The following is a 21,917-nucleotide window of genomic DNA, read 5'->3' on the forward strand; positions in this document are numbered from 1 at the left end:
GGCGATGCCTGGCTGTTCGGCAGCGGCGGGGCCGGCGGCCAGGGCGGCGACAACACTTTCAACCTCGGTGGCCAAGGCGGGCTGGGCGGGGACGCCGGCAGTGGCGGAGCGCTTTTCGGCAACGGCGGGATCGGCGGTGGCGGCGGCAACGGCGGCGCCACCGGCGGAGCCGCCGGGAACGGCGGTTCCGCTGGCTACGCGATCGGCAGCGGCGGGGCCGGCGGCGTGGGCGGCGATGGCGGCACCGTTTTCGGCGGTCAGGGCGGGGACGGCGGTCGGGCGGCGACGATCTTCGGGTTCGGCGGCGCTGGGGGCAACGGCGGCACCGGCAACTATGCCCTGTTCCCATCCGGCGGCGCCGGCGGGACCGGCGGCGCCGCCGTGCTCTTTGGCCTCGGCGGGGTGGGCGGACACGGTGGCTCCGGCGGCGGCTACGGGGGCCAGGGTGGAGCGGGCGCCTGGGTAGTCGGCAGTGCCGGCGACGGCGGGGCCGGCGGTGCCGGCAACATCAACAGCGTGGCCGGCGGCCAGGGCGGGAACGGCGGGGACGCCTTCTTCATCGGCAATGGCGGCAACGGCGGCGCCGGCGGACACGGTTTCGGCGCCGGCCCGCCCGGCGCGGGCGGCGGCGGCGGCACCGCCGGGGTAATCGGCTTGGCGGGAAATCCCGGTCCGGACGGTTAAGCCAGCCGGGTGATCTCCACCTCCACGTCGAGGTCGGTCGCGCCAAGTCCGGAGTAAATGCCCTTCAGCGGAGACACGTCGCTGTAGTCGCGGCCGACACCCACGCTGATGTACTGCTCGGTGATCTCGGTGTCGCAGGTGGGATCGTAGTTCCACCACGCGCCCGTCCAGGCCTGAATCCAGGCGTGGCTGCGCCCGGCGACGGTTTTTCCGGCGACGGCGTCGCGATCGGGATGCAGATAGCCCGATACGTAGCGTCCGGGAATTCCCATGCTGCGCAACACCATCAGTGTCAGGTGGACAAAATCCTGGCAGACACCTCGGCCCTGCTCCAGCGCGTCGAGTCCCGATGAATACACCCCGGTGGTACCCGGAAGGTACTCCAATTCGCTTCGCGCCCAACGGGATGCGGCAACGACAGCTTCGGCGGGGTCATGATACTTGGCGATCCGCCGGCCCACGGCTGCGACGCGTTTGCCGATCGGGGTGTACCAGGTGGGGCCCAGCACCTCGTCGAACCGGTCGATCACCGCTACCGAGTGCAGCTCCTCCCAACTGGTCTTGGCCGTGGGCGGCTCGGGGCGCTCGGTCTCGACAACCGAGGACGAGGTAACCGTCAGCTGCGTGTGCGGCGCATGCAGGTCGAACGCCGTCACCGCGGTGCCCCAATAGTCGATGTAGCGATAGGACCGGGTGGCCGGAATGGTTTCGACACGGTTGAGGATGACGTTTTGGCGGGTGTTGGAGCGTGGTGTCAGCCGTGCCTCGTTGTAGGACGCCGTGACCGGCGACTGGTATGCGTACCCGGTGGTATGCACCACCCGCATCCGCCACATCAGGACTCTCCTTGCCTACCGAGCAGTTGGCCGCGTTGCCCCGCGTCGGTCCAGGCCACCCAGGGTGATACGTGAAAGTACTGCAGCGCCAACGCTTCTCCGACATCCCGGCAGGTTCGTTGCAGGCCCGCCAACCGGTTGTCGAGGGACTCGAGCAGCACACCGGGCTGCACAAACTCGAGTTCACTGCGCGCCTGCCCGAGCAGCCGCTGCGCTTCGGTGGTGGCCCCGATTCGGCTCTGCGGATTGTGCAGTAACTCGTCGAGGTTGTGTTCGGCCAGCCGCAGCGAGTAGTACACCGAGCGCGGGAACAACCGGTCGAGCATCATGAACTCGACCACCCGTCCGGCGTCCAGGACTCCACGGTAGGTCCGCAGATAGGTGTCGTGCGCGCCAGCCGAACGCAACAGGGTCACCCACGCCGGCGATGACGCGCTGTCTCCCACCCGCGACAACAGCAGGCGCACGGTCATGTCGACCCGCTCGATGGCGCGGCCCAGCAACATGAATCGGTATCCGTCGTCCCGGGAGAGCGTGGAGTCGGCGAGCCCGGCGAACATCGCCGCACGGCCTTCGATGAACGACAGGAATTCATGTGGCCCAAGGCGTTTGGCGGCTCGCTCACGTTCCGGCAGCGCATTGTAAGTGGTGTTGAGACACTCCCAGATCTCCATGGAGGTGACTTCGCGTGCCGACTTCGCGTTTTCCCGCGCCGCCGAGATCGCGCCGACGATCGAGGAGCCGCCCCGGGCGTTGGTGCTGAAAGCCACCAGGTCCGTCAGCGACCAGACGTCGAGCTCGCGGTCGGGGGGCTCGATGCCGAGAACCTGCAGCAGCAGCCGGGAGGCGTGGTCGGGGTCGACGCTGGAGTCCTCGAGTAGTTGGTGCACCGCGACATCCAGGATGCGCGCCGTGTCGTCGGCGCGCTCGACATAGCGGCCGATCCAGTACAGCGCTTCAGCGTTGCGCGCGAGCATCAGTCGGTCACTCCCTGCTGTCGTTGGGATTGTTCGTCCCGACGCGGCTCGGTCTGCGGCGGATCGGTGACCGCCCGCGGCAACGACCGCACCACCTGCGCGCGGCCCAGCTCACGATCGGCCGCCGAAGCGCGCGGCGCCAGCACCCAGGTGTCCTTGGATCCGCCCCCCTGGCTGGAGTTGACCACCCGGGAGCCCTCTACCAGAGCTACCCGGGTCAGTCCGCCCGGCAGCACCCAGATGTCGTTGCCGTCGTTGACCGCGAACGGCCGCAGGTCGACGTAGCGCGGCGCCAACGAGCCCTCGATCCGGGTCGGCACCGTCGACAGCTCCATCAACGGCTGGGCGATCCAGCTGCGCGGATTGTCGCGAATCTTCTTGCCGACAGCGGCCAGCTCTTTCGCGGAGGCTTGCGGGCCGAAGACGATGCCGTAGCCGCCGGAGCCCTCGACCGGTTTGAGGACCAATTCGCCGATCCGGTCCAATACCTCCTCACGCTCGTCATCCAGCCAGCACCGATAGGTCTCCACGTTGGCCAGCAGCGGCTTTTCGCGCAGGTAGTACTCGATCATGGTGGGCACATAGGTGTAGACGAGCTTGTCGTCGCCGACACCGTTGCCGATCGAACTGGAGATGACGACGTTGCCGGCGCGGGCGGCGTTGACCAGGCCCGCGACCCCGAGCACCGAGTCGGCGCGGAACTGCAGCGGGTCCAGGTATGCGTCGTCGATGCGCCTGTAGATGACGTCGACCTGGCGCTCCCCCGCGGTGGTGCGCATGTACACCTGGTTGTCGCGGCAGAACAGGTCGCGGCCTTCGACCAGCTCCACACCCATCTGGCGGGCCAGCAGCGAATGCTCGAAATAGGCCGGGTTGTAGACCCCGGGGGTCAGGACGACCACTGTGGGATCGGCCTCGTTGGTGGCCGCCGAGTTGCGCAGCGCCCGCAGCAGGTGCGCGGGATAGTCGTCGACGGCGCGGACCCGATGGGTGGCGAACAGGTTCGGAAAGACCCGCGCCATGGTCCGCCGGTTCTCCATGACGTAGGACACTCCCGACGGGGAGCGCAGGTTGTCCTCCAGCACCCTGAAGTCGCCGCGATCGCCGCGGATCACGTCGATGCCGGCCACATGGATGCGCACCCCGTTGGGCGGAACGATCCCCACGGCCTCGCGATGGAAGTGCTCGCAGGAGGTCACCAGCCGACGCGGGATCACGCCGTCGCGCAGGATTTCCTGGTCACCATAGATGTCGTCGAGGTAGCACTCGAGGGCCTTGACGCGCTGGATGATGCCGCGTTCCAGCCGCGCCCACTCGGCAGCCGAAATCACCCGAGGCACCAGGTCCAGGGGAAACGGTCGTTCCTGACCCGACAGCGAAAAGGTGATGCCCTGGTCGATGAATGCCCGGCCCAGCGCATCGGCTCGTGCTTTGAGCTCGGATGCGTCGGTGGGCGCCAGCTCGGCGTAGATGCCTTTGTAGGGGCCGCGAACGTTGCCCTGGGCGTCGAACATCTCGTCGAAGGCCGAGGAGTAACCGTCCGACTTGTGATAGCCGTCGAAGATGCGCTCCGAACGGGCGGATGATCGCCGCCTGGTCGCTTCGATCGGGTCAGAAAGACTCACCCGTGTCATGCTGCCTCACTTCGGGCGTTTCAGCAGGCCAGGGACGGCTCTTTTGGGCGAAAACGTAACCGACTGCTAACCTGAGCAGTCGTTGTCGGGCGACAGGGGCGCCCGAGCAATCCCCGAATCGACATAAGGAATCAACGCGTGGCCAACATCAAGTCGCAGCAAAAGCGCAACCGAACCAACGAACGCGCCCGGCTGCGCAACAAGTCGGTGAAGTCGTCGCTTCGTACAGCTGTCCGGTCGTTTCGCGAGGCCGCGCATGCCGGCGACAAAGAGAAGGCCGCGGAACTCCTGGTGTCGACCAACCGCAAGTTGGACAAGGCGGCCAGCAAGGGCGTGATCCACAAGAACCAGGCGGCCAACAAGAAGTCGGCCCTGGCGCGGACCCTCAACAAGCTGGGCTGAGTCCTCAACTGTGGTCGGCGACCAACTCGGCCACCTTCCTGACCGCAGATTCCAGCGCATAGTCGGCGTCGGCCACGGCCCCTTTGACGTTGGCGTTCAGTTCGGCGACCAGCCTCATCGCCGTCGCCACCTTGTCGCGTGACCACCGCCGCGCCTGCTTTTGCGCCTTCTGCACCCGCCAGGGCGGCATGCCCAGTTGCGCCGCCAGCCGGTACGGGTCGCCGGACAACGGCCCCACCCGGCCGATCGTGTGCACGGCTTCGGCCAGCGCGTCGGCCAGCACCACCAGCGGCTCGCCGCGCATCATGGCCCAGCGCAGCGCTTCGGCGGCTCCGGCCACATCGCCGGTGACGGCCTTGTCGGCGATGTCGAAGCCCTTCACTTCGGCTTTGCCGCTGTGATAGCGGCGAACCGCTGCCACGTCGACGTGACCACCGGTGTCGGCGACCAGCTGCGAGCAGGCTGCGGCGAGTTCACGCAGATCGGAACCGACCGCGTCGAGCAGGGCCGTCACGGTCTCGTCGTCGACCTTGACGCGCAGACAGCGAAATTCGCCGCGGACGAAGTCGAGGCGTTCGCTGAGCTTGCTGATCCGCGTGCACGGATGCACCTGCGCGCCCAGCGACCGCAGTTGGCCGGCCAGGGCTTTGGCTCGCCCGCCGCCGGAGTGCACCACCACCAGCACCGTGCCCGGTGGCAGGTCGGCAGCGGTCGACGCGATCATCGCGACAGCATCCTTACCCGCCTCGGCGGCGGCCTCCAGCACGACGATCCGCTCGTCGGCGAACAGCGAGGGGCTCAGCAACTCGGCGAGCTCGTAGGTGCTGACGTCGCCGGCCCGCAGGCGGTTGATCGGCACGTCATCGCCGCCCGGGCCGGCGCCCGGGCCGGCGCCCGCGCGTTGCCGCGCCGACCGCAGTATCTCCGCGACCGCCCGTTCGACCAGCAGTTCTTCGTCGCCCAGGACCAAATGCAACGGCAAAATCTCGCTCACCCCACGATGGTGTCACGTGGGGCCGACCAGTCCCGCCAGCGACCAGGCCAGCAGGCACCCCAGAGCGGCCACCAGCGCCCAACTCGTCGCGAGACGAAACCACCGGAATCGCCACAGTGCGACCACCAGCACGGTGACGCCGCCGACGACCAGCGCGCCGGCCGGGCCGTCGGGGACCGGCACGGTCGCCACCGGCACACCGGCCGCCCAATGCGCCACCCGCAACACCCACCACATCTCCGGCCCGGTGAAGCGGATCAACAGCTGCGCCCCGGCCGGCCACAAGACAGCCAGCGCGGCTGCCGCGCTGCCCAGCACGGTGATCGGTGCGATCACCGCTGCCACGGCGAGGTTGGCGAACACCGCAACCAGGCTGAATCGGCCGGAGATCGCGGCGACCAGCGGAGCCGTCACCACCTGCGCGGCGGCGGCGACGGCCAGCGCATCCGCCAGCGGTTTGGGCAATCCCCGTGCGACCAAGCGGCACGACCATATCGGAGTGATGACGACCAGTGCGGCCGTTGCCACCACGGAAAGCGCCAAACCCATATCGACGGCCAGCTGCGGTGCCGTGGCCATCAGCACCAGCACGGTGGCCGACAGCGCCGGAATCGCCTGTCGCCGCCGCGCAGACAGCATCCCCGCCAGGCCGATCGCGCCCATCACGGCCGCCCTCAACACGCTGGCCGTCGGCTGCACCACGACGACGAATGCCACCAGTGCTCCCCCGGTCAGCCCGACGGCCGCGCGCAGCCCGATCAGCCGTGCCGAAAACAGCACCGCCGCACACACGATCGTGACGTTGGCACCCGATACCGCGGTCAGATGTGTCAACCCCGCCGCGCGGAAGTCGCGGCCGGTTGCGGAGCTGACTGCCGAGGTGTCACCGAGCACCAACGCGGGCAGCATCGCGGCCTGATCGCCACGCAACACCTCCCGAACCGCCGCGGTGAACCGGCCGCGAACGGTGTGCGCGGCCCGGTACACCGCACCCGCACGACCCGCGCACACGGTGTGCGGGCGACCCACCGCGGTGAGCACCGCGACCGTCAGGTCCCGGCGCGTCGGCCGGGTGATGTGCGCGGTGAACCGCACCGGCTGGCCCGCCATCAGCTCGCCGAATTCCGACGCCCGCGCGAAAACAACCACCCGGCCCGATATTTCGTCGTCCCGCAGCCGCTGGATGGTCGCCCGGAACATCAATCGGCCGGCCCCCAGCGACAGGGCGGTTTCGCTGGGCGTGACGGTCACCGGCACGGACAATCCGAATGCCGCGCTGATCGGGTGGCGCCCGACCGCATCGGCTCGCAACGCGATCGCGAACCCATACCCGGCACCGACCACACCGACCGCCACTAGGGCGGCGCTGATGGCGCGCAGTCGCGGCGGGCACTTCCGTCGGCGCGCGGCGTGCCACCACAGCGCAGCCGAGCCGGTAGCCAGCATCAGACAGTAGGCCGCGCATGTCCGGCCGACCGGCCACCCGATCCCCGCCGCGGTCACCACCCAACTGGTCAGCGCGGCTGGAACCAGGCGCACATCCAGTCGCGCCGCAGCACCGGCAGCGGTGTCGGTCACGGGGTGCACCGGCGTCAGACACGGACCAGGGACCGCAGTTTTTCCAGACGCGCCGGGCCGATGCCGTCGACGTCGGCGAGCTGGTCGACGCTGGTGAACCTGCCGTTGGCCTGCCGCCACGCGACGATCGCCGCGGCGGTAACCGGGCCGACGCCGGGTAGGGTGTCAAGCTGCTCCACGGTCGCAGTGTTCAGGTCGAGCACCTCGGCCGGCCTGGAGCTCGGCTGTGGGCCCGGATGAGGACCGCTGGAGGTGGCCGGCCCCGGCGCCGGGGTTCCCGCGCCGATCGAGCTGCGCAGCGTGATCGGCTGCCCCGGAACCGGCGCCAGCCCGACCACGATCTGCTCCCCGTCGACCAGCTGGCGAGCCATGTTCAGGCCGATGGTGTCCGCGCCGTCGACCGCGCCGCCGGCGGCCTGCAGCGCGTCGGCGATCCGCGCGCCCGGAGCCAACGTGACCAGGCCCGGGGTGTGCACTAGTCCGACGACGCTGACCACCACCGGCCGGTCCGGACCCGGCGGCTGCCCCGGGGCTGCCGACGATTTCGCGCCGCTCCCCGACGGGCCTGAAACACGTTCCACCGCAGGAAGTTTGGCCGACATCACCGGAGCAGACCGGTCGCGGAGCAACGTGAACACGGTGACCAGTACCGCCAGGGCGGCGACCAGCGCCAACGCGATGGCACCGGCACGTCCCGGATCTGCGCGCACCTTGGCCAGCCATCCCCGGCTGCCGTCAGTCGCCGGAAGCCAGCGCGGCAAGAGCGAGTTCGGGTCGTCATCCGGGCCTTCGTCGGGCCCCTCGGTTTCGACGGCAGCCGGGCCGGCGGCCGGTCGGCAATCAGGGTCGGCGCCAAGCCGGCGATGCAGGCGCTCGGCGGGCAGTTCAGTTCGCATGGCGCCGACGGTAGGTGTCCCGACCGCCACCACGATCCCGGGCCACCGCGTCATAGCTCCGGTCTGTGGATGAACCCAGAGCTGTGCATACGTCAATGTGCCGGGCACCGCGGCAGATCACTATTGGCTCGCCGGCGCCCTCTGGCGGCGGTGGACCGAAGCTGACCGCCGCCGCGCCACCCCGGTTGACGTTCGGCGCCGTCCGACGCCTAACGTGCAGGACAGGATTGCCGGTGGCCATGCGGATGGTTCCAGCTCCGCGAGGGGCACGCACCGGCGGCCACCCCGACACAGGAGGCTACCGATGAAGCTGGCGCTGACGACCGACGAAGCCGCCTTCCGCGACGACCTTCGCACCTTCTACACCACGCAGATCCCGCAAGACATCCGTGACCGGGTGCGCCGCGGCGACTCGCTGAGCAAAGACGACATCGTCGGCTGCCAGAAGATCCTCAACGATCATGGGCTGGCGGTACCGAATTGGCCGGTCGAATGGGGCGGGAAGGACTGGACACCAACCCAGCACCAAATCTGGGCCGACGAGATGCAACTGGCGTGTGTCCCGGAGCCGCTGAACTTCAACACCAAGATGGTGGGACCGGTGATCGCCGAATTCGGCTCCCAGGAGATCAAGCAGCGGTTCCTGCCGCCGACGGCCAGCATCGACATCTGGTGGTGCCAGGGCTTCTCCGAGCCGGAGGCCGGTTCCGACCTCGCCTCGCTGCGCACCACCGCGGTCCGCGACGGAGACAGTTACGTCGTCAACGGGCAGAAGACGTGGACGACGCTGGGCCAGTACGCGGACTGGATCTTCTGCCTGGTGCGCACCGACCCGCAAGCGCCCAAACGTCAGGCCGGCATCTCGTTTCTGCTCATCGACATGGCGACGCCCGGCATCACGCTGCGGCCGATCAAGACGATCGACGGCGGCCACGAGGTCAACGAGGTGTTCTTCTCCGACGTCCGAGTGCCCGCCGATCAACTTGTCGGACAGGAGAATCAGGGCTGGACCTACGCGAAGTTCCTGCTGGGCAACGAGCGCACCGGGATCGCAGCGGTAGGCCGGACGAAGGTGCGCCTGGCCGAGGTGAAAAAGCATGCCGCGCAAACAGGTTTGCTGCACGATCCACTGTTCGCGGCGCGGCTCGCCGAAGCCGAAAATGAGCTGCTGGCTTTGGAACTCACCCAAGCCCGGGTGGTCTCGGACTCCGCGGACGGGAAGCCGAATCCGGCGTCGTCGGTGCTCAAGCTCCGTGGCAGCCAATTACAGCAGATCGCCACCGAATTACTGGTCGAGGTGGCCGGTCCCGATGCGCTGCCGGTTAATGGTGACGAGATCGCGTCGCCGCCGTGGGCACAAAGCAGTGCCCCGCGTTATCTCAACTACCGCAAGACGTCTATCTACGGCGGCAGTAACGAGGTGCAGCGCAACATCATCGCGTCCACCATCCTGGGATTGTGAGGCAGTCATGGACTTTCAGCTGACCGACGAGCAGACGCTGCTGCGCGACACCACCCGTGACCTACTGTCGCGCAGCTACGACGCGGAGAGCCGCAACAAGGTCATCGGCACCGATCTCGGGTGGAGCCGCGAGGTGTGGAGCCAACTCGCCGACACCGGGATCTTGAGCCTCGGATTCGACCCGGCCGAGTCCGGGCAGATCGAGATCATGGTCGTGCTGACCGAAGTCGGGCGGCGCCTGGCGCCGGAACCCGTGGTGCACGCCGCGCTGGCGCCCGGTGCGCTCATCGCCGAGCTGGGCAGTGACGCACAGCTACCGATGCTTGACGACGTCGCCGCCGGGCAGCGGTTGCTGGCGTTCGCGCACCTGGAGCCCGGCCACCGCACGTCATCCGCTGGGATCTCGACCCGCGCTGTGCGGCAAGGAGATTCGTGGCTGCTCAGCGGCCGTAAGAATCCGGTGATGGCCGGTGATTGCGCGGACACGCTGGTGGTCAGCGCCGCGCTGCCCGACGGCAGGCTCGGGTTGTTCCTGGTCGACGGTGCGGCTGTCACCCGGCACCCGTACCCGACGTTCGACGGCCAGCGGGGCGCTCAGGTCGACCTGGACCAAACGCCCGGCGAACCTCTTGGCGAGGCCGCTGAAGACGCGTCAACGGCGATCCGTGACGCCATCATTCGTATCCAATCGGCATTGTGCTCCGAAGCGGTCGGCGCGATGTCCGAAGCCCTGCGACTGACCACCGATTACCTCAAGACCCGCAAGCAATTCGGCGTCACGCTCAACAAGTTCCAAGCGCTGACCCAGCGTGCTGCCGATATGTACGTGTCGCTGGAGATGGCCCGCAGCATGGATCTCTACGCCGCGATGTCGATCGCCGACGGCAACCTCGACCCGCTGATCGCGTCCCGGGCCAAGTTGCAGGTGGGCCGGTCCGCCCGGCACATCGCGCAGGAGTCGATTCAGTTGCACGGCGGCATCGGGATGACCGCGGAATATCCGGTGGGACACTATGCGGCCCGGCTCACCGCGATCGAGCACACTCTGGGTTCCGGCCAGGACCACCTGCACGTCCTCATCGACCACCTCGGCGACTACGAATTGGTCAGGCTTTGAGCCCTGGCTCGGAATGCGGGTGAGGTGTCGCCGCGCCGACGCACCGGCCAGCCCGTGGCCGCCTGAAGGTCGCGGGCCCGGCCGACCGGCGAAACGCCGCAAAGTGCGGCGCCGGCCAGGACCGTTCTTGCCGCCGCCCGTCCTTGTTCGACGATGTCGTCCAGTCGGTCGTACCGCGGCATTCGAGCCCGTGCCCTCAGAACTCGAAAGCAGCCTGCGCGGGGACCTCGCTGACAAAAGCGGCATCTAGGCCAAGTAGCATCCGAGAGTCCTTGGCGCGCAACCGCTCCGCTCTGGCAAACACCGAGGCCCGGTGCACCCCCAGGTAAAGGCTGCCCAGGACGTCGAGATCCATCTCTATCTCGGGCGTCGCATCGGTCGGTGTACAGCGCGCGCGGCCGTCGGAGATGTCCAGTGCGAATCGGCTACCGCCGGATATACCGAGCACCGTGGAAAGTTCCGCTGCGTAGCTGCGTGCCTCTAGCGCGGCCGGTACGTCCATGATCCGCAGCCACAGGCCGTCCTGGCGAAATGTCGTGCGGGCCAGGCGCGTATCGGTGAGCAGGAACGGCAGCGGGTCATCCGGATGGGTGATAACGCTGACTCGCTCCATCGAGTCAAGCCCGAGCAAAGCACGCCATAACGCCCTGTGTGCGTCGGCGGTTACGGCCCGCAGCTCATCGACACGCGCCAACTTCTGATCCGTGGCGTCCACCCGATACAGCGCATAGCCGTCGGTATGCAGGAAGGCAAACAATTTTGCGCCACCGCGTGATGAATTCGTGCATTCGCCCAGCACGTCTTCCCAGAACACATTGGGACGGACCAACCCGCCGGGCACCTGCTGGCGCCAGCGCTCGTAGATCGCAGCGAACTCGTCGCGATGCTCGGCGGGGTTAACCAGCCGGACCCTGCCGTCATCGGGTGCGCCGCGGTGGAAGCGCGCGAAGCGCCGGTCGACGGTCAGCTCATGCAGGATGGTGGCGGGCCCATAGCCGAACCGACCGTAGATCCCGCCCTCACTTGCATACAGCGCGGCCAACGGGTAGCCGGAATCGGCTATACGACAATGTAATTCGGCACACATCGCGCGCAGCATGCCTCGACGGCGGTACGTCGGAGCTACCGCGACGAAACTGAGGCCGGCGGCCGGCAGCACTGCCCCGCCGGGCACCGTCAACCGCAGGTCCAGATACAGCGCCATGCCCACGATGTCACAACCGTCGCAAACCACCACCGCGCCGTCGGCGGGTATCAGGCTGCGCCAGGTGTCAGCCGCGCGAGGACCGATGAAGTCCGGGAAGCTGGCGGCCGCCAAGAAGTACATTGACGGCCAGTCGTCCTCTGTTGGGCTACGAAGTGTCAGGGATGTCGGTAAAGCGTTCGGCACGGCGACGGTCACGAAACCGACTCTGGCACATACCCGTGCCCCCGCGCATCTGAATATCGCAGCAATAATGGGTTTCAACGCACCCGGCAAAGGAGCCTTCGATGAACCCAGACCGCCCGCTGCGGGTGATCCAGTGGACCACCGGAAACATCGGGCGGCGATCGCTGCACGCCATCATCGGCCGGCCGGACATGGAACTGGTCGGGGTGTACGCGCACGGCCCGGAAAAAGTCGGTGTCGACGCCGCCGAGCTGGCGGGCTGGCCCGAGCCGACCGGAGTGCGGGCCACCGACGACGTCGACGCGCTGCTGGCGCTGGGCGCCGACGCGTGTTGCTACAACCCGTTGTGGCCCAACATCGATGAGCTGGCGCGCTTGCTGGAAGCGGGCGTCAACGTGTGCACCAGCGCGGCCTGGATCACCGGCGGCAAGCAGACGCCGCAGGATCGGGACCGCATCATCGCTGCCTGCGAGCGCGGCGGCTCGACGATCTTCGGCAGCGGGGCGCATCCCGGCATGACCAACATGGTCGGCATGGTGCTCAGCGGCGCGTGCGAGCGCGTCGACGAGATCCGCATCACCGAATCGGTGGACTGTTCGACCTACGAGTCGGCGGAAACCCAGACGGCGATGGGCTTTTCGTGGGACCCCGACACCCCCGGCCTGGCCGAGAGTGTGCGGGCCGAAAGCGAGGTCTTCGCCGAATCGGCGGCAATGATGGCCGACGCGATCGGCGCGAAGCTGGACAGGATGACCTTCGACGTCACCTTCACCGCGGCTACCGCGGATACCGACCTGGGGTTCATGAAGATTCCCGCCGGCACCGTCGGCAGCGTGTACGGCTACCACCGCGGCTGGCAGGGCGACCGCAATGTCGTCAGCGTCGGATTCAACTGGACCATGGGCAACCACGTGGTGCCGCCCAAACCGCTGGAGCACGGCCACGTCATCCAGGTCTTCGGCCTGCCCAACATGCGCACTGTGCTGCACTGCCTGCCGCCGAAGGATTGGACCGAGCCGGGTTTCATGGGCCTGGGCATGATCTACACGGCGATGCCGGTCACCAATGCGGTGCCGGCGGTGGTGGCCGCCAAACCGGGGATTGTGACCCTTGCCGATCTGCCGCCGATCACCGGCCGCGTGGCGCGCTAGCGCCGAGCCCAGTGCCTGACCGGTACCCCCGAGGAACGGTCACGTCCACTAAGGGTAAGGTGCTTAGATAAGCAAAGCTTCGGTCGATACGGGGCCTGGCTTATGGGGTGGCCGCGATGACCTTTGGCGGTGGGCGAAAGGCAGTGAAGTGAGAACGATTCCCATTGCCCGCGTGACCAGGTACCTATGGATTCCGCTGGTCCTGGTGAGCGTGCTCGCGGTGTCGGGTCTGGTGGTGATGCGGCTGCACCGGATCTTCGGTTCCCAGGACCTCAACGCGAACGCCGGCGGCGGGATCGAGATCGTGCAATTCAACCCCAAGGTCGTCACCTATGAGGTCTTTGGTCCGCCCGGGAGCACCGCGAACATCAACTACTGGGACGCGGAAGCCAACACGCACCAGGTCAACGCTGCTGCGCTGCCGTGGTCCGTGACGGTCTCGACCACGCTGCCCTCGGTGAGCGCCAACATCATGGCTCAAGGCGACGGCAGCCGAATCGGCTGCCGCATCACGGTGGACGGTGTCGTCCGGCAAGAGAAGAAGTCGGACGGCGTCAACCCTCAGACATTCTGCTTGGTGAAATCCGCATGAGCCACGTCGAAGACGCGACCACGAGGCCGATCAGCACCCAAGACCCCGAAATCACCCGCGGCGGCCCGGACACCGGCCACCGGAACCGGCCCGTCATCCCGCACACCATCCGCATCTTCGCGGTGCCGATCATCCTGGCCTGGGTGGTACTGACGGTCATCGTCAACGTCGCCGTACCGCGACTGGAAGTCGTCAGCGAGGAACACTCCGCGCCAATGACTCCAATGGACGCGCCGTCCATGAAGGCGATGATGCGGTTGGGGCACAACTTCCGTGAGTTCGATTCCAACAGCACGGTCATGATCGTCCTGGAAGGTCAGCAACCGCTCGGCGACGACGCACACCACTACTACGACAACCTGATTCACCAACTGCGCCAAGACCCCAAGCACATCCAGCACATCCAGGATTTCTGGGGAGACCGGCTCACCGCCGCCGGCGCGCAGAGCGCCGACGCCAAGGGCGCCTACGTCATGCTGAACCTCGCCGGCAACCAGGGCACCACGCTGGCCAACGAATCCGTCGAGGCCGTCCGCAAGGTGATCGACCACAACCCTGCGCCGCCCGGGGTGAAGGCCTACGTCACCGGTCCCGCCGCGCTCAGCGACGACATGCACCTCATCGGAAACGCCAGCCTGGCCAAGATCACGCTGTTCACCCTCGGCGCCATCGCCATCATGCTGCTGCTGGTCTACCGCTCCGTCGTCACCACGCTGGTCCAGTTGTTCATGACCGGCATTGCGCTGGCTTCCGCGCGCGGGGTGGTCGCGGTTCTGGGGTACCACAACGTCTTCGGGCTCACCACGTTCGCCGCGAACATCCTCACCATGCTGGCGATCGCGGCCGGAACCGACTACGGGATCTTCCTGGTCGGCCGCTATCAGGAGGCGCTGCGCGCCGGCGAGGACCGCGAAACCGCCTACTACACCACCTTTCGCGGGGTGGCCCCGGTGGTGTTGGGCTCGGGCCTGACCATCGCCGGGGCGACCTACTGTCTGAGCTTTGCGCGGCTGCCCTGGTTCAACACCATGGGCGCGCCCGTGGCGATCGGAATGCTCGTGGTGGTTTTGGCGGGGCTCACGCTGGGTCCCGCGGTGGTTTTCGCGGGCAGTCGTTTCCACCTCTTCGAGTCCAAGCGCGCAGCCGGGAAGGGCCGGCTGTGGCGGCGGGTCGGTACCGCCGTGGTGCGTTGGCCGGCACCGATACTGGCGGTCAGCGGTGCGATAGTACTCATTGGCATGGTCGCCCTGCCGACCTTCAAGACCAGCTACAACGACCGCTACTACCTACCGGCCTCAGCCCCCTCCAACCTCGGACAAGCCGCCGCCGACCGGCATTTCTCCCAGGCCCGGATGAACCCGGACATGCTGATGATCGAGGCTGACCACGACATGCGGAACACCGCCGACATGCTGGTCTTGGACAAGGTGGCCAAGAACGTCATCCGGGTCGTCGGTATCGCCATGATCCAGGACATCACCAGGCCGCTGGGCATCCCAATTCAGCACAGCTCCATACCATTTCAGAACAGCATGCAAAGCCAGACGACCATGCAGAACATGGCGTTCCTGAAAGACCGCATGGCCGACATCACCAAGATGGCCGACGAAATGCAATTCATGATCGACACGATGCAGCGCATGTACCAGGTGACCCAAGACCTTTCCCGGGCCGCCGACGACAGCGCACGGACCACGGCCGAAACCGCGGAGATAACCAACCGATTGCGGGACCACATCGCCGATTTCGACGACTTCTGGCGTCCGATACGCAGTTACTTCTACTGGGAGAAGCACTGCTTCGACATTCCCATCTGCTGGTCATTACGGTCCCTATTCGACTCGTTGGACGGATTCGACCAGCTGGCCGGACAATTCGACGAACTGACCGCTGACATACAGCGCACTGCCACCGCCACACACGAGATGCTGGTGCTGATCCCGCCGATGATCGAGACCATGAAGACCACCAAGGCGCTGACGCTGACCATGCAGGCCACCTTCTCGGCGATGCTCGACCAGATGGACGAGCTGAGCAATACCGCGATCGTCATGGGGCAGAGTTTCGACGCCTCCAAGAACGACGACTTCTTCTACCTGCCGCCGGAAGCCTTCGACAATCCCGACTTCCAGACCGGGCTTCGGATGTTCTTGTCGCCGGACGGCAGGTCGGCACGCTTCTTCATCACCCACCAGGGCGATCCGATGACCCCGGAAGGAATCTCGCGAGTCGACGCGGAGCGCACCGCGGCCCAGGAGGGCCTCAAGCAATCCTCCCTGTCGGATGCCAAGGTTTATCTCGGCGGAACCGCCGCGACGTTCAAGGACATGGCCGACGGCGAAAAGTACGACCTGATGATCGCGGTGGTGTCGGCGCTGACGCTGATCTTCATGATCATGCTGTTGCTGACCCGAAGCGTGGTCGCCGCACTGGTTATCGTCGGCACCGCGGCCAGCTCGATCGCCGCGTCCTTCGGGTTGTCGGTGCTGATCTGGCAGGATCTGCTCGGCATCAAGATCCACTGGATCGTGGCGGCGCTGTCCGTCATCATCCTGTTGGCCGTGGGGTCCGACTACAACCTGCTGTTGGTCTCCCGGTTCCGCGAGGAGATCCATGCCGGACTCAAGACCGGAACCATCCGCTCGATGGCCGGCACCGGCGGGGTGGTGACGGCCGCGGGCCTGGTGTTCGCGTTCACCATGGCCGCCATGCTGGGCAGCGAATTGCGGGTGCTCGGCCAGTTCGGGTCGACCGTCTGTATCGGTCTGCTGCTCGACACGTTGATCGTGCGCACCCTGCTGATGCCGTCGATCGCGACGCTGCTGGGCCGCTGGTTCTGGTGGCCGCAGGTGGTCCATCCGCGCGGTCACAATGCCCGGCCAGCGTAAGGACCTCGAAAACCGTTCGGGTGCTTGCTTTTTCTAGACCTGCGGGCATCGAGTTTGCCCATTGACGGCGTTGAATCAATAACTCCGGCAGGTAGTTCGGTTCCCTCCGGGGTGCAGCCACGCCGAAAGCCCCTGATCCCGGGGTGTACAAGCTACGGCGGCGATATCAGAATAATTTCATCGCTGCTTCATCGCCGATGCGGATCCTCATCTGGCGACGGCGCACGTGTTGGCGGACGGGAGGTACGGGATGTCGTTCGTGAGCGTAGCGCCAGAGGTGGCGGCGGCCGCGACGACAGACCTGACCCGTGTCGGCTCAGCAATCAGCACCGCAAACACCGCCGCCGCCGCCCCGACGACCGGGCTGCTGGCTGCCGGCGCCGATGAGGTCTCGGCAGTGATGGCCACGCTATTTGCCGAGTACGGTCGGCAGTATCAGGCGGTGGCCGCACAGGTCGCGGCATCCTACGACCAATTCACCCGCACGGTGGTGGCCGGCGTGAATGCGTATGTGGCCGCCGAGGCCGCCAACATCACCCAGCTCGCGACGAGCGTGGTCAGCGCGGTCAATGAGCCGGTTCTGGAGCTGACCGGGCGTCCGCTGTTCGGCGACGGCGCCAACGGGTACACCAACGCTCAAGGCGTGGGGACGGCCGGTGGCCCCGGCGGTTGGTTGTACGGCAACGGCGGTACCGGTGGCATCAGCACTCGAGCCGGAGTGGCCGGGGGTGCCGGCGGGGCTGCCGGTCTGGTCGGTACCGGCGGGACCGGCGGCCGCAGCGTTTACGGTGGGGCACCCGGGGGTGCTGGCGGGCCCGCGATCCTGATCGGTGACGGCGGCACGGGCGGGGCCAGCGGGCCCGGCGGCGTCGGCGGCCTTGGCGGCCGTGCCGGGTTACTGTGGGGACAGCCCGGCACCGCGGGCATCAATACTCTTCTGTCGCCGAACCAAACCCTCATCTATGTGGATCAATACGGCAACCCGCTGCTCAACATCTCGGTAGGCGGCGGACCGAGTATGCCCGTCATCGTCGACTCCGGCTCCACTGGCCTCTTGGTTCCACCGCAATACGTCAATGTGGCTGCTCTCGGCCCGCCCACCGGGACGGGCTCGGTCAGTTACGGCCTCAGCAGCACCGGTCGCCTCTACATCGACTACCAGACATATCAAACGACCGTGAATTTCGGGAACGGGATCCTCACCGGGCCGACCACCGTGGGCGTCGCCACCTCGGCATATCTGGGTACGCCGAGCAACCCCGTCGACGTTTCGCTGTTACCCGCATATCTGGGCGTGGGTCCCAACAACATGTACCCGTTCTCCACGCCTACAAATGCGACTTTGCCGGTCGGCATGAATCAGGGTGTGCTCATCAACATGCCTCGCGGTTTGCTGGAGTTCGGTCCAAATTCGCTGCCGCCCATCGTCCAGCTCAATGGAGCACCGGGAACCATGGTTCAGGTACAGATCAACAACGGTTTACCGCAAACCGTCCCCGCATACATCGATTCCGGCGGCGTGGGCGGAACCATCCCACAATCGTTGGTGCCTGATCTTGCGGTCGGCAATCACCTTCCAGAGGGGACAACCATCACGGTCTCGACGATCAACGGTGTGCCCCTCTACACGCAGACGGTCACTGCGGCCAATTCCCCAACCGTTGTGTCCTCGAGCAATCCGTTCAACACCGGGAATTACCCCTTCTCCATTGGGCCGATCTATATCTGGAACGATCCCAGCCCGATAGGAACAACGGTCTTTGACCGACTGGCCTGACCGCTGCAGCGCTACTCGTCAACGTGCAGGCAAACAGCGACCGCCCCGGCGCCCACGTGTACCGCCAGCACCGGCCCCAAGTCGGTCACGATTGCCGGTTCACACGCCGGTAGCCGCTGCGCCAGCCCGGCCGTCACTTCCGCCGCGCCACCGGAGTTGGCGACGTGGTGCACCGCAACGGCAGCGGGGCCGTCGCCGACCACCTCGCACACCCGGTCGATCATCGCCGCCATCGCGTGTTTGACCGTGCGAACCCGTTGGGCCAGAACAAGCCTCCCAGCGTCGTCGATGCGCAGTACCGGCTTGAGCGACAGCGCGGTGCCCAGCCATGCTTTGGCACCGCCGATCCGTCCGCTGCGGCGCAGGTTGTCCAGTCGGGGTACGACCATAAAGGCGTAAGTGCGACCCACCGCTTCCTGCGCGGCTCGCGCAACAGCATCCAGGTCACTCCCGGCGGCCGCCGCGCGCGCGGCGGCCAGCACAACGAAACCGGTGCCCATGGCCGCGGACTTCGAGTCAACAACGCGTACGGCCGGTCCGATTCCGGCCGCAGTCAACTCGGCGGCCCGATGAGTGCCCGACAGCCCCGACGAAATATGTACCGCGACCACCCCGTCCCCGTCGCTGTCGGCCAGGGCCTGCCGGTAGGCGGCATCCAGTTCGGCCGGGGTGGCCGCTGCGGTGGTGGCATGGCAATGGTAGATGTCGGCGGGTATCTCATCGACACCGTCGCGCAGGTCGGCGCCGTCGAGCAGAATGTGCAGCGGCACCTCGCGTATCGCCCAGGTGTCGCGCAGGCCGGCCGGCAGGCGCGCCGACGAATCCGTCAACACCACGACAGACATGGCTCAGCCGCGCGGCTTCTCGTTCGGCACCCCGGCTGCGGCCAGCGCCTTGAGCATCAGTTCCGCGACTGCCTGATGGGCTTCGAAGTTCCAGTGAATGCCGTCCGGATTGCCTCGCCCGCTCATAATGTGCTCGGCGACAGCGGCTTTGAGGTCCACCAGCGGAATATCGTGGTCCTGCGCCCATTCGGTGATGGCCGCCGCGGTAGCCGCCCGGCCATGGTGCGCCCTGCGGTAGGTCTCGGCGATGTGGACCGACGGCAAGGAGGCCACCACCGGGATGCCGGGCCGGTTGAAATCTATTGCACCGCGGGTCTGTTCGAGGTATTCGACGGTCAGGTGCGGCGGTAGCGCGGACCGGGCCACCGGCGAAAACCGGGGCTGCACCCAGGCGTAGCCGTCGCGCGCCCACCGCCGTAGCCAGGGTGGGCGGACGTAGCGGATCAGCTCACGCAGCGCGGTCGGCAGCACCGACGGCAGCGAATCCATGCCGCTGGTGGCGAAGACCACCGCTCCCGCCCGGGGCAGCGCCGCCCATGACCGCGGGTCCTGGGTCGCCGCCCACCACACGTCGCGGCACGTCCAGCCGATGCGGCCGATCAATTCCAGATCCCAATCAAGTTGGGCCGCAACGATATTAGGCCAGATGCGTGGATCGTCGGCGGGTAGGCCCCCGGTGGGCCCGTAATAGGCCAGCGAGTCGGCGAAGACCAGCAGCACCGGCCGAGTCTCAGAGGACATCGCCGGCAATCTGAGCCGAGGCATTCCACACGTCGAGGCGCCAGCGGATGCGGCCGTCGGCACCGGCCGAATGTCCGCTGAGTTGAGTCCAACTGGCATTGCCCATACCACCCAGGGCGGGCCAGTGAGCTACCGGCAGCTGCAGCAGCGCGGCGGTCAGAGCGGCGATGAGACCTCCGTGGGTCACCAGCACCACCGGTCGGTCCGGTTGTTGGGGGTCGCCCCATCCCGGTTCGCTGGACACCAGTTCGGTGACCACCGGCAGACTTCGGGCGGCAACGTCAATCCTGCTTTCCCCGCCGTGCGGCGCCGACGTCGCATCCTCCCGCCAGGCCAGCCGCGCACCGGGTGCTTCGTCGTCGATCTCGGCGTGGGTCATGCCCTGCCAGTCGCTAATGTGAGTTTCGCGCAACCGGCGGTCAACGCGGACCGGCAATCCGGTCAGCTCGCCCAGCACGATCGCGGTGTCGTAGGCGCGCCGCAGATCCGATGACACGATCAACAGCGGCTGCATCTTGCCCAGCGCTTCGGCGGCGGCGACCGCCTGGGCTCGGCCCAGGTCAGTCAGGTGGGTGTCCAGGTGGCCCTGCATCCGGCTGCCGAGGTTGAAATCGGTTTGCCCGTGGCGCAGCATCACCAGCCGGCGCACGCTCATTGCAGATCCTCGGAGGTGCGCGCCAGGTCCACCGTCACCACCGGGCAGTCGCTCCACAGCCGGTCCAGGGCGTAGAAGTCGCGATCATCCTGGTGTTGGACATGCACGACGATGTCGCGGTAATCCAGCAACGTCCAGCGGCCTTCCCGGGCGCCCTCGCGCCGCGCCGGCCGGTAACCCGCCCGGCGCATCTTCTCCTCGACTTCGTCGACGATCGCGTTGACCTGCCGTTCGTTGGACGCCGAGGCAATGACGAAACAGTCGGTGATGACCAGTTGCCCGGAGACGTCGATGACCACGACGTCGTCGGCGAGCTTGGCTGCGGCCGCGCCGGCGGCCACGGTCGCCATGTCGATGGCTTCTCGGGTGGCGGTCATGCGCTGTTCCCCGCGGTCAGGCTGGAGCTCGTGGGGTTCGCGGGCTCCCCGGGCCCGCGGTAGAGACGGCGCTTGGACACGTACTGCACGACACCATCGGGCATCAGGTACCACAATGGCCGTGATTCTGCGGCCCGCTGACGGCAGTCGGTGGACGAGATGGCCAGCGCCGGAATCTCGACCAGGGTCAAGGCATCCTCGGACAGCCCGGCCAGGGCGGCGGTGACATGGTCGTGGCGCAGGTCGTAGCCGGGCCGGCTGACACCGACGAACCGCGCCAGCTCGAACAGCTCCTCCCAGCGGTGCCACGACAGAATCGACGCCAGCGCGTCGGCGCCGGTGATGAAGTACAGCTGCGCCTCCGGATTGAGGTCGTGCAGATCGCGCAACGTGTCTTTGGTGTAGGTGGGGCCGCCGCGGTCGATGTCGACCCGGCTCACCGAAAACCGGGGATTGGACGCGGTCGCGATCACCGTCATCAGATAGCGGTCCTCGGCGGCGGAAACGTCGCCGCCCTTCTGCCATGGCTGGCCGCTGGGCACGAACAGCACTTCGTCCAGGTCGAACCGGTCGGCCACCTCACTGGCGGCAACCAGGTGGCCGTGGTGGATGGGATCGAACGTCCCACCCATCACTCCCAGCCTGCGACGGTGCTTTTGCACGATTTGCCAGCTTACTTCGACCTTTCGCGGATCTTGTCGCGCGGTTCAGCTGGGCGGTCTCAGGCATCGCCTACAACACGCTGGTCGGTGCGGCTGCCGAAGAGCATCGATTGCCCCCGACACCCAAGAATCGGTGGGCGCCCGGAGATCTACCGCGCCCCTGCTGGTCAACGATGTCCTTTTGCGCAGCCTGGCCGCCTGCGCATACCTTGGCTCGGTTTTCCGGTTTCGGCACACCCGATACCGCGCCTTCACTCAA

19 protein-coding genes and 1 pseudogene are annotated in these 21,917 nt (G+C 67.0%); 8 read left to right on the forward strand and 12 right to left on the reverse strand.

All coding sequences use genetic code 11. The features are described 5' to 3' along the window. Positions 1–684, forward strand: a pseudogene (locus tag AWC07_RS27440) (PE family protein); the annotation flags it as partial. Here AWC07_RS27440 and AWC07_RS05780 read toward each other — a convergent pair. The 3 genes from AWC07_RS05780 to AWC07_RS05790 are packed head-to-tail and all read right to left on the reverse strand — an operon-like array spanning position 681 to position 4,131. Next, positions 681–1,520, reverse strand: coding sequence for a transglutaminase family protein (locus AWC07_RS05780; protein WP_036419461.1), 840 nt, complete (start codon positions 1,518–1,520; stop codon positions 681–683). The pseudogene AWC07_RS27440 and the gene AWC07_RS05780 overlap by 4 nt on opposite strands. Next, positions 1,520–2,497, reverse strand: a complete 978-nt coding sequence (locus AWC07_RS05785) for an alpha-E domain-containing protein (protein WP_036419464.1) — start codon at positions 2,495–2,497, stop codon at positions 1,520–1,522. The genes AWC07_RS05780 and AWC07_RS05785 overlap by 1 nt, the downstream gene beginning before the upstream one ends. Continuing rightward, entirely contained in the window at positions 2,497–4,131 is a 1,635-nt protein-coding gene (locus tag AWC07_RS05790) for a circularly permuted type 2 ATP-grasp protein (RefSeq protein WP_036419467.1), read from the reverse strand. The genes AWC07_RS05785 and AWC07_RS05790 overlap by 1 nt, the downstream gene beginning before the upstream one ends. Before the next feature lie 138 nt (positions 4,132–4,269). On the opposite strand from AWC07_RS05790, the gene rpsT reads away from it, so the two are divergent. Continuing rightward, positions 4,270–4,533: a 30S ribosomal protein S20 gene (gene rpsT / locus AWC07_RS05795; RefSeq protein WP_036419470.1), complete on the forward strand. Its 264-nt coding sequence runs from the start codon at positions 4,270–4,272 to the stop codon at positions 4,531–4,533. A gap of 4 nt (positions 4,534–4,537) precedes the next feature. Here rpsT and holA read toward each other — a convergent pair whose 3' ends face one another. Genes holA through AWC07_RS05810 form a run of 3 tightly spaced genes read right to left on the reverse strand, consistent with a single transcriptional unit; the run spans position 4,538 to position 8,001 of the window. Then, the gene (gene holA / locus AWC07_RS05800; RefSeq protein WP_139829564.1) at positions 4,538–5,509 is read right to left on the reverse strand and encodes a DNA polymerase III subunit delta; all 972 of its coding nucleotides are present in this window, start codon (positions 5,507–5,509) and stop codon (positions 4,538–4,540) included. A 30-nt stretch (positions 5,510–5,539) separates the two neighbouring features. Beyond that, positions 5,540–7,066, reverse strand: coding sequence for a ComEC/Rec2 family competence protein (locus AWC07_RS05805; RefSeq protein ID WP_036419492.1), 1,527 nt, complete (start codon positions 7,064–7,066; stop codon positions 5,540–5,542). Positions 7,067–7,119: 53 nt separating this feature from the next. After that, complete coding sequence (locus AWC07_RS05810) at positions 7,120–8,001, reverse strand: helix-hairpin-helix domain-containing protein (RefSeq protein WP_036419494.1); 882 nt, start codon at positions 7,999–8,001, stop codon at positions 7,120–7,122. Positions 8,002–8,305: 304 nt separating this feature from the next. On the opposite strand from AWC07_RS05810, the gene AWC07_RS05815 reads away from it, so the two are divergent. Both AWC07_RS05815 and AWC07_RS05820 read left to right on the forward strand, forming a co-directional pair. Then, positions 8,306–9,463: an acyl-CoA dehydrogenase family protein gene (locus AWC07_RS05815; RefSeq protein ID WP_036419477.1), complete on the forward strand. Its 1,158-nt coding sequence runs from the start codon at positions 8,306–8,308 to the stop codon at positions 9,461–9,463. Positions 9,464–9,470: 7 nt separating this feature from the next. After that, positions 9,471–10,580: an acyl-CoA dehydrogenase family protein gene (locus AWC07_RS05820; protein ID WP_036419480.1), complete on the forward strand. Its 1,110-nt coding sequence runs from the start codon at positions 9,471–9,473 to the stop codon at positions 10,578–10,580. Positions 10,581–10,776: 196 nt separating this feature from the next. Here AWC07_RS05820 and AWC07_RS05830 read toward each other — a convergent pair whose 3' ends face one another. After that, positions 10,777–11,970 (reverse strand): enhanced intracellular survival protein Eis, encoded by a 1,194-nt coding sequence (locus AWC07_RS05830; protein ID WP_036419496.1) that lies wholly within the window; start codon positions 11,968–11,970, stop codon positions 10,777–10,779. Between the two features lie 101 nt (positions 11,971–12,071). Here AWC07_RS05830 and AWC07_RS05835 point away from each other — a divergent pair, with 101 nt between their 5' ends. The 4 genes from AWC07_RS05835 to AWC07_RS29285 all read left to right on the forward strand — a co-directional run bounded on the left by AWC07_RS05835 (position 12,072) and on the right by AWC07_RS29285 (position 18,378). Then, positions 12,072–13,121 (forward strand): NAD(P)H-dependent amine dehydrogenase family protein, encoded by a 1,050-nt coding sequence (locus AWC07_RS05835; protein WP_036419486.1) that lies wholly within the window; start codon positions 12,072–12,074, stop codon positions 13,119–13,121. A gap of 172 nt (positions 13,122–13,293) precedes the next feature. After that, complete coding sequence (locus AWC07_RS05840; RefSeq protein WP_036419489.1) at positions 13,294–13,713, forward strand: MmpS family transport accessory protein; 420 nt, start codon at positions 13,294–13,296, stop codon at positions 13,711–13,713. Continuing rightward, positions 13,710–16,601, forward strand: coding sequence for an MMPL/RND family transporter (locus tag AWC07_RS05845; RefSeq protein WP_085104991.1), 2,892 nt, complete (start codon positions 13,710–13,712; stop codon positions 16,599–16,601). The genes AWC07_RS05840 and AWC07_RS05845 overlap by 4 nt, the downstream gene beginning before the upstream one ends. Positions 16,602–16,851: 250 nt before the next feature. Further along, a complete protein-coding gene (locus tag AWC07_RS29285; RefSeq protein WP_036409477.1) occupies positions 16,852–18,378 on the forward strand; it encodes a PecA family PE domain-processing aspartic protease in 1,527 nt (508 codons plus the stop codon). Between the two features lie 11 nt (positions 18,379–18,389). On the opposite strand, the gene AWC07_RS05855 is transcribed toward AWC07_RS29285, so the two are convergent. Genes AWC07_RS05855 through nadD form a run of 5 tightly spaced genes read right to left on the reverse strand, consistent with a single transcriptional unit; the run spans position 18,390 to position 21,658 of the window. Beyond that, on the reverse strand, positions 18,390–19,223 hold the full coding sequence (locus AWC07_RS05855; protein ID WP_036409475.1) for a DegV family protein: 834 nt from the start codon (positions 19,221–19,223) through the stop codon (positions 18,390–18,392). Between the two features lie 3 nt (positions 19,224–19,226). Next, positions 19,227–19,964, reverse strand: coding sequence for a diglucosylglycerate octanoyltransferase (octT, locus tag AWC07_RS05860; protein ID WP_036409473.1), 738 nt, complete (start codon positions 19,962–19,964; stop codon positions 19,227–19,229). Beyond that, positions 19,954–20,619, reverse strand: coding sequence for a glucosyl-3-phosphoglycerate phosphatase (gene gpgP / locus AWC07_RS05865; RefSeq protein ID WP_036409470.1), 666 nt, complete (start codon positions 20,617–20,619; stop codon positions 19,954–19,956). The genes octT and gpgP overlap by 11 nt, the downstream gene beginning before the upstream one ends. Next, the gene (gene rsfS, locus AWC07_RS05870) at positions 20,616–20,996 is read right to left on the reverse strand and encodes a ribosome silencing factor (protein ID WP_036409467.1); all 381 of its coding nucleotides are present in this window, start codon (positions 20,994–20,996) and stop codon (positions 20,616–20,618) included. The genes gpgP and rsfS overlap by 4 nt, the downstream gene beginning before the upstream one ends. Next, positions 20,993–21,658: a nicotinate-nucleotide adenylyltransferase gene (gene nadD / locus AWC07_RS05875; protein WP_084293308.1), complete on the reverse strand. Its 666-nt coding sequence runs from the start codon at positions 21,656–21,658 to the stop codon at positions 20,993–20,995. Before nadD ends, rsfS begins: the two co-directional genes overlap by 4 nt. Between the last annotated feature and the right edge of the window lie 259 nt (positions 21,659–21,917).

The organism is Mycobacterium gastri (assembly GCF_002102175.1).
Classification (GTDB): domain Bacteria; phylum Actinomycetota; class Actinomycetes; order Mycobacteriales; family Mycobacteriaceae; genus Mycobacterium; species Mycobacterium gastri.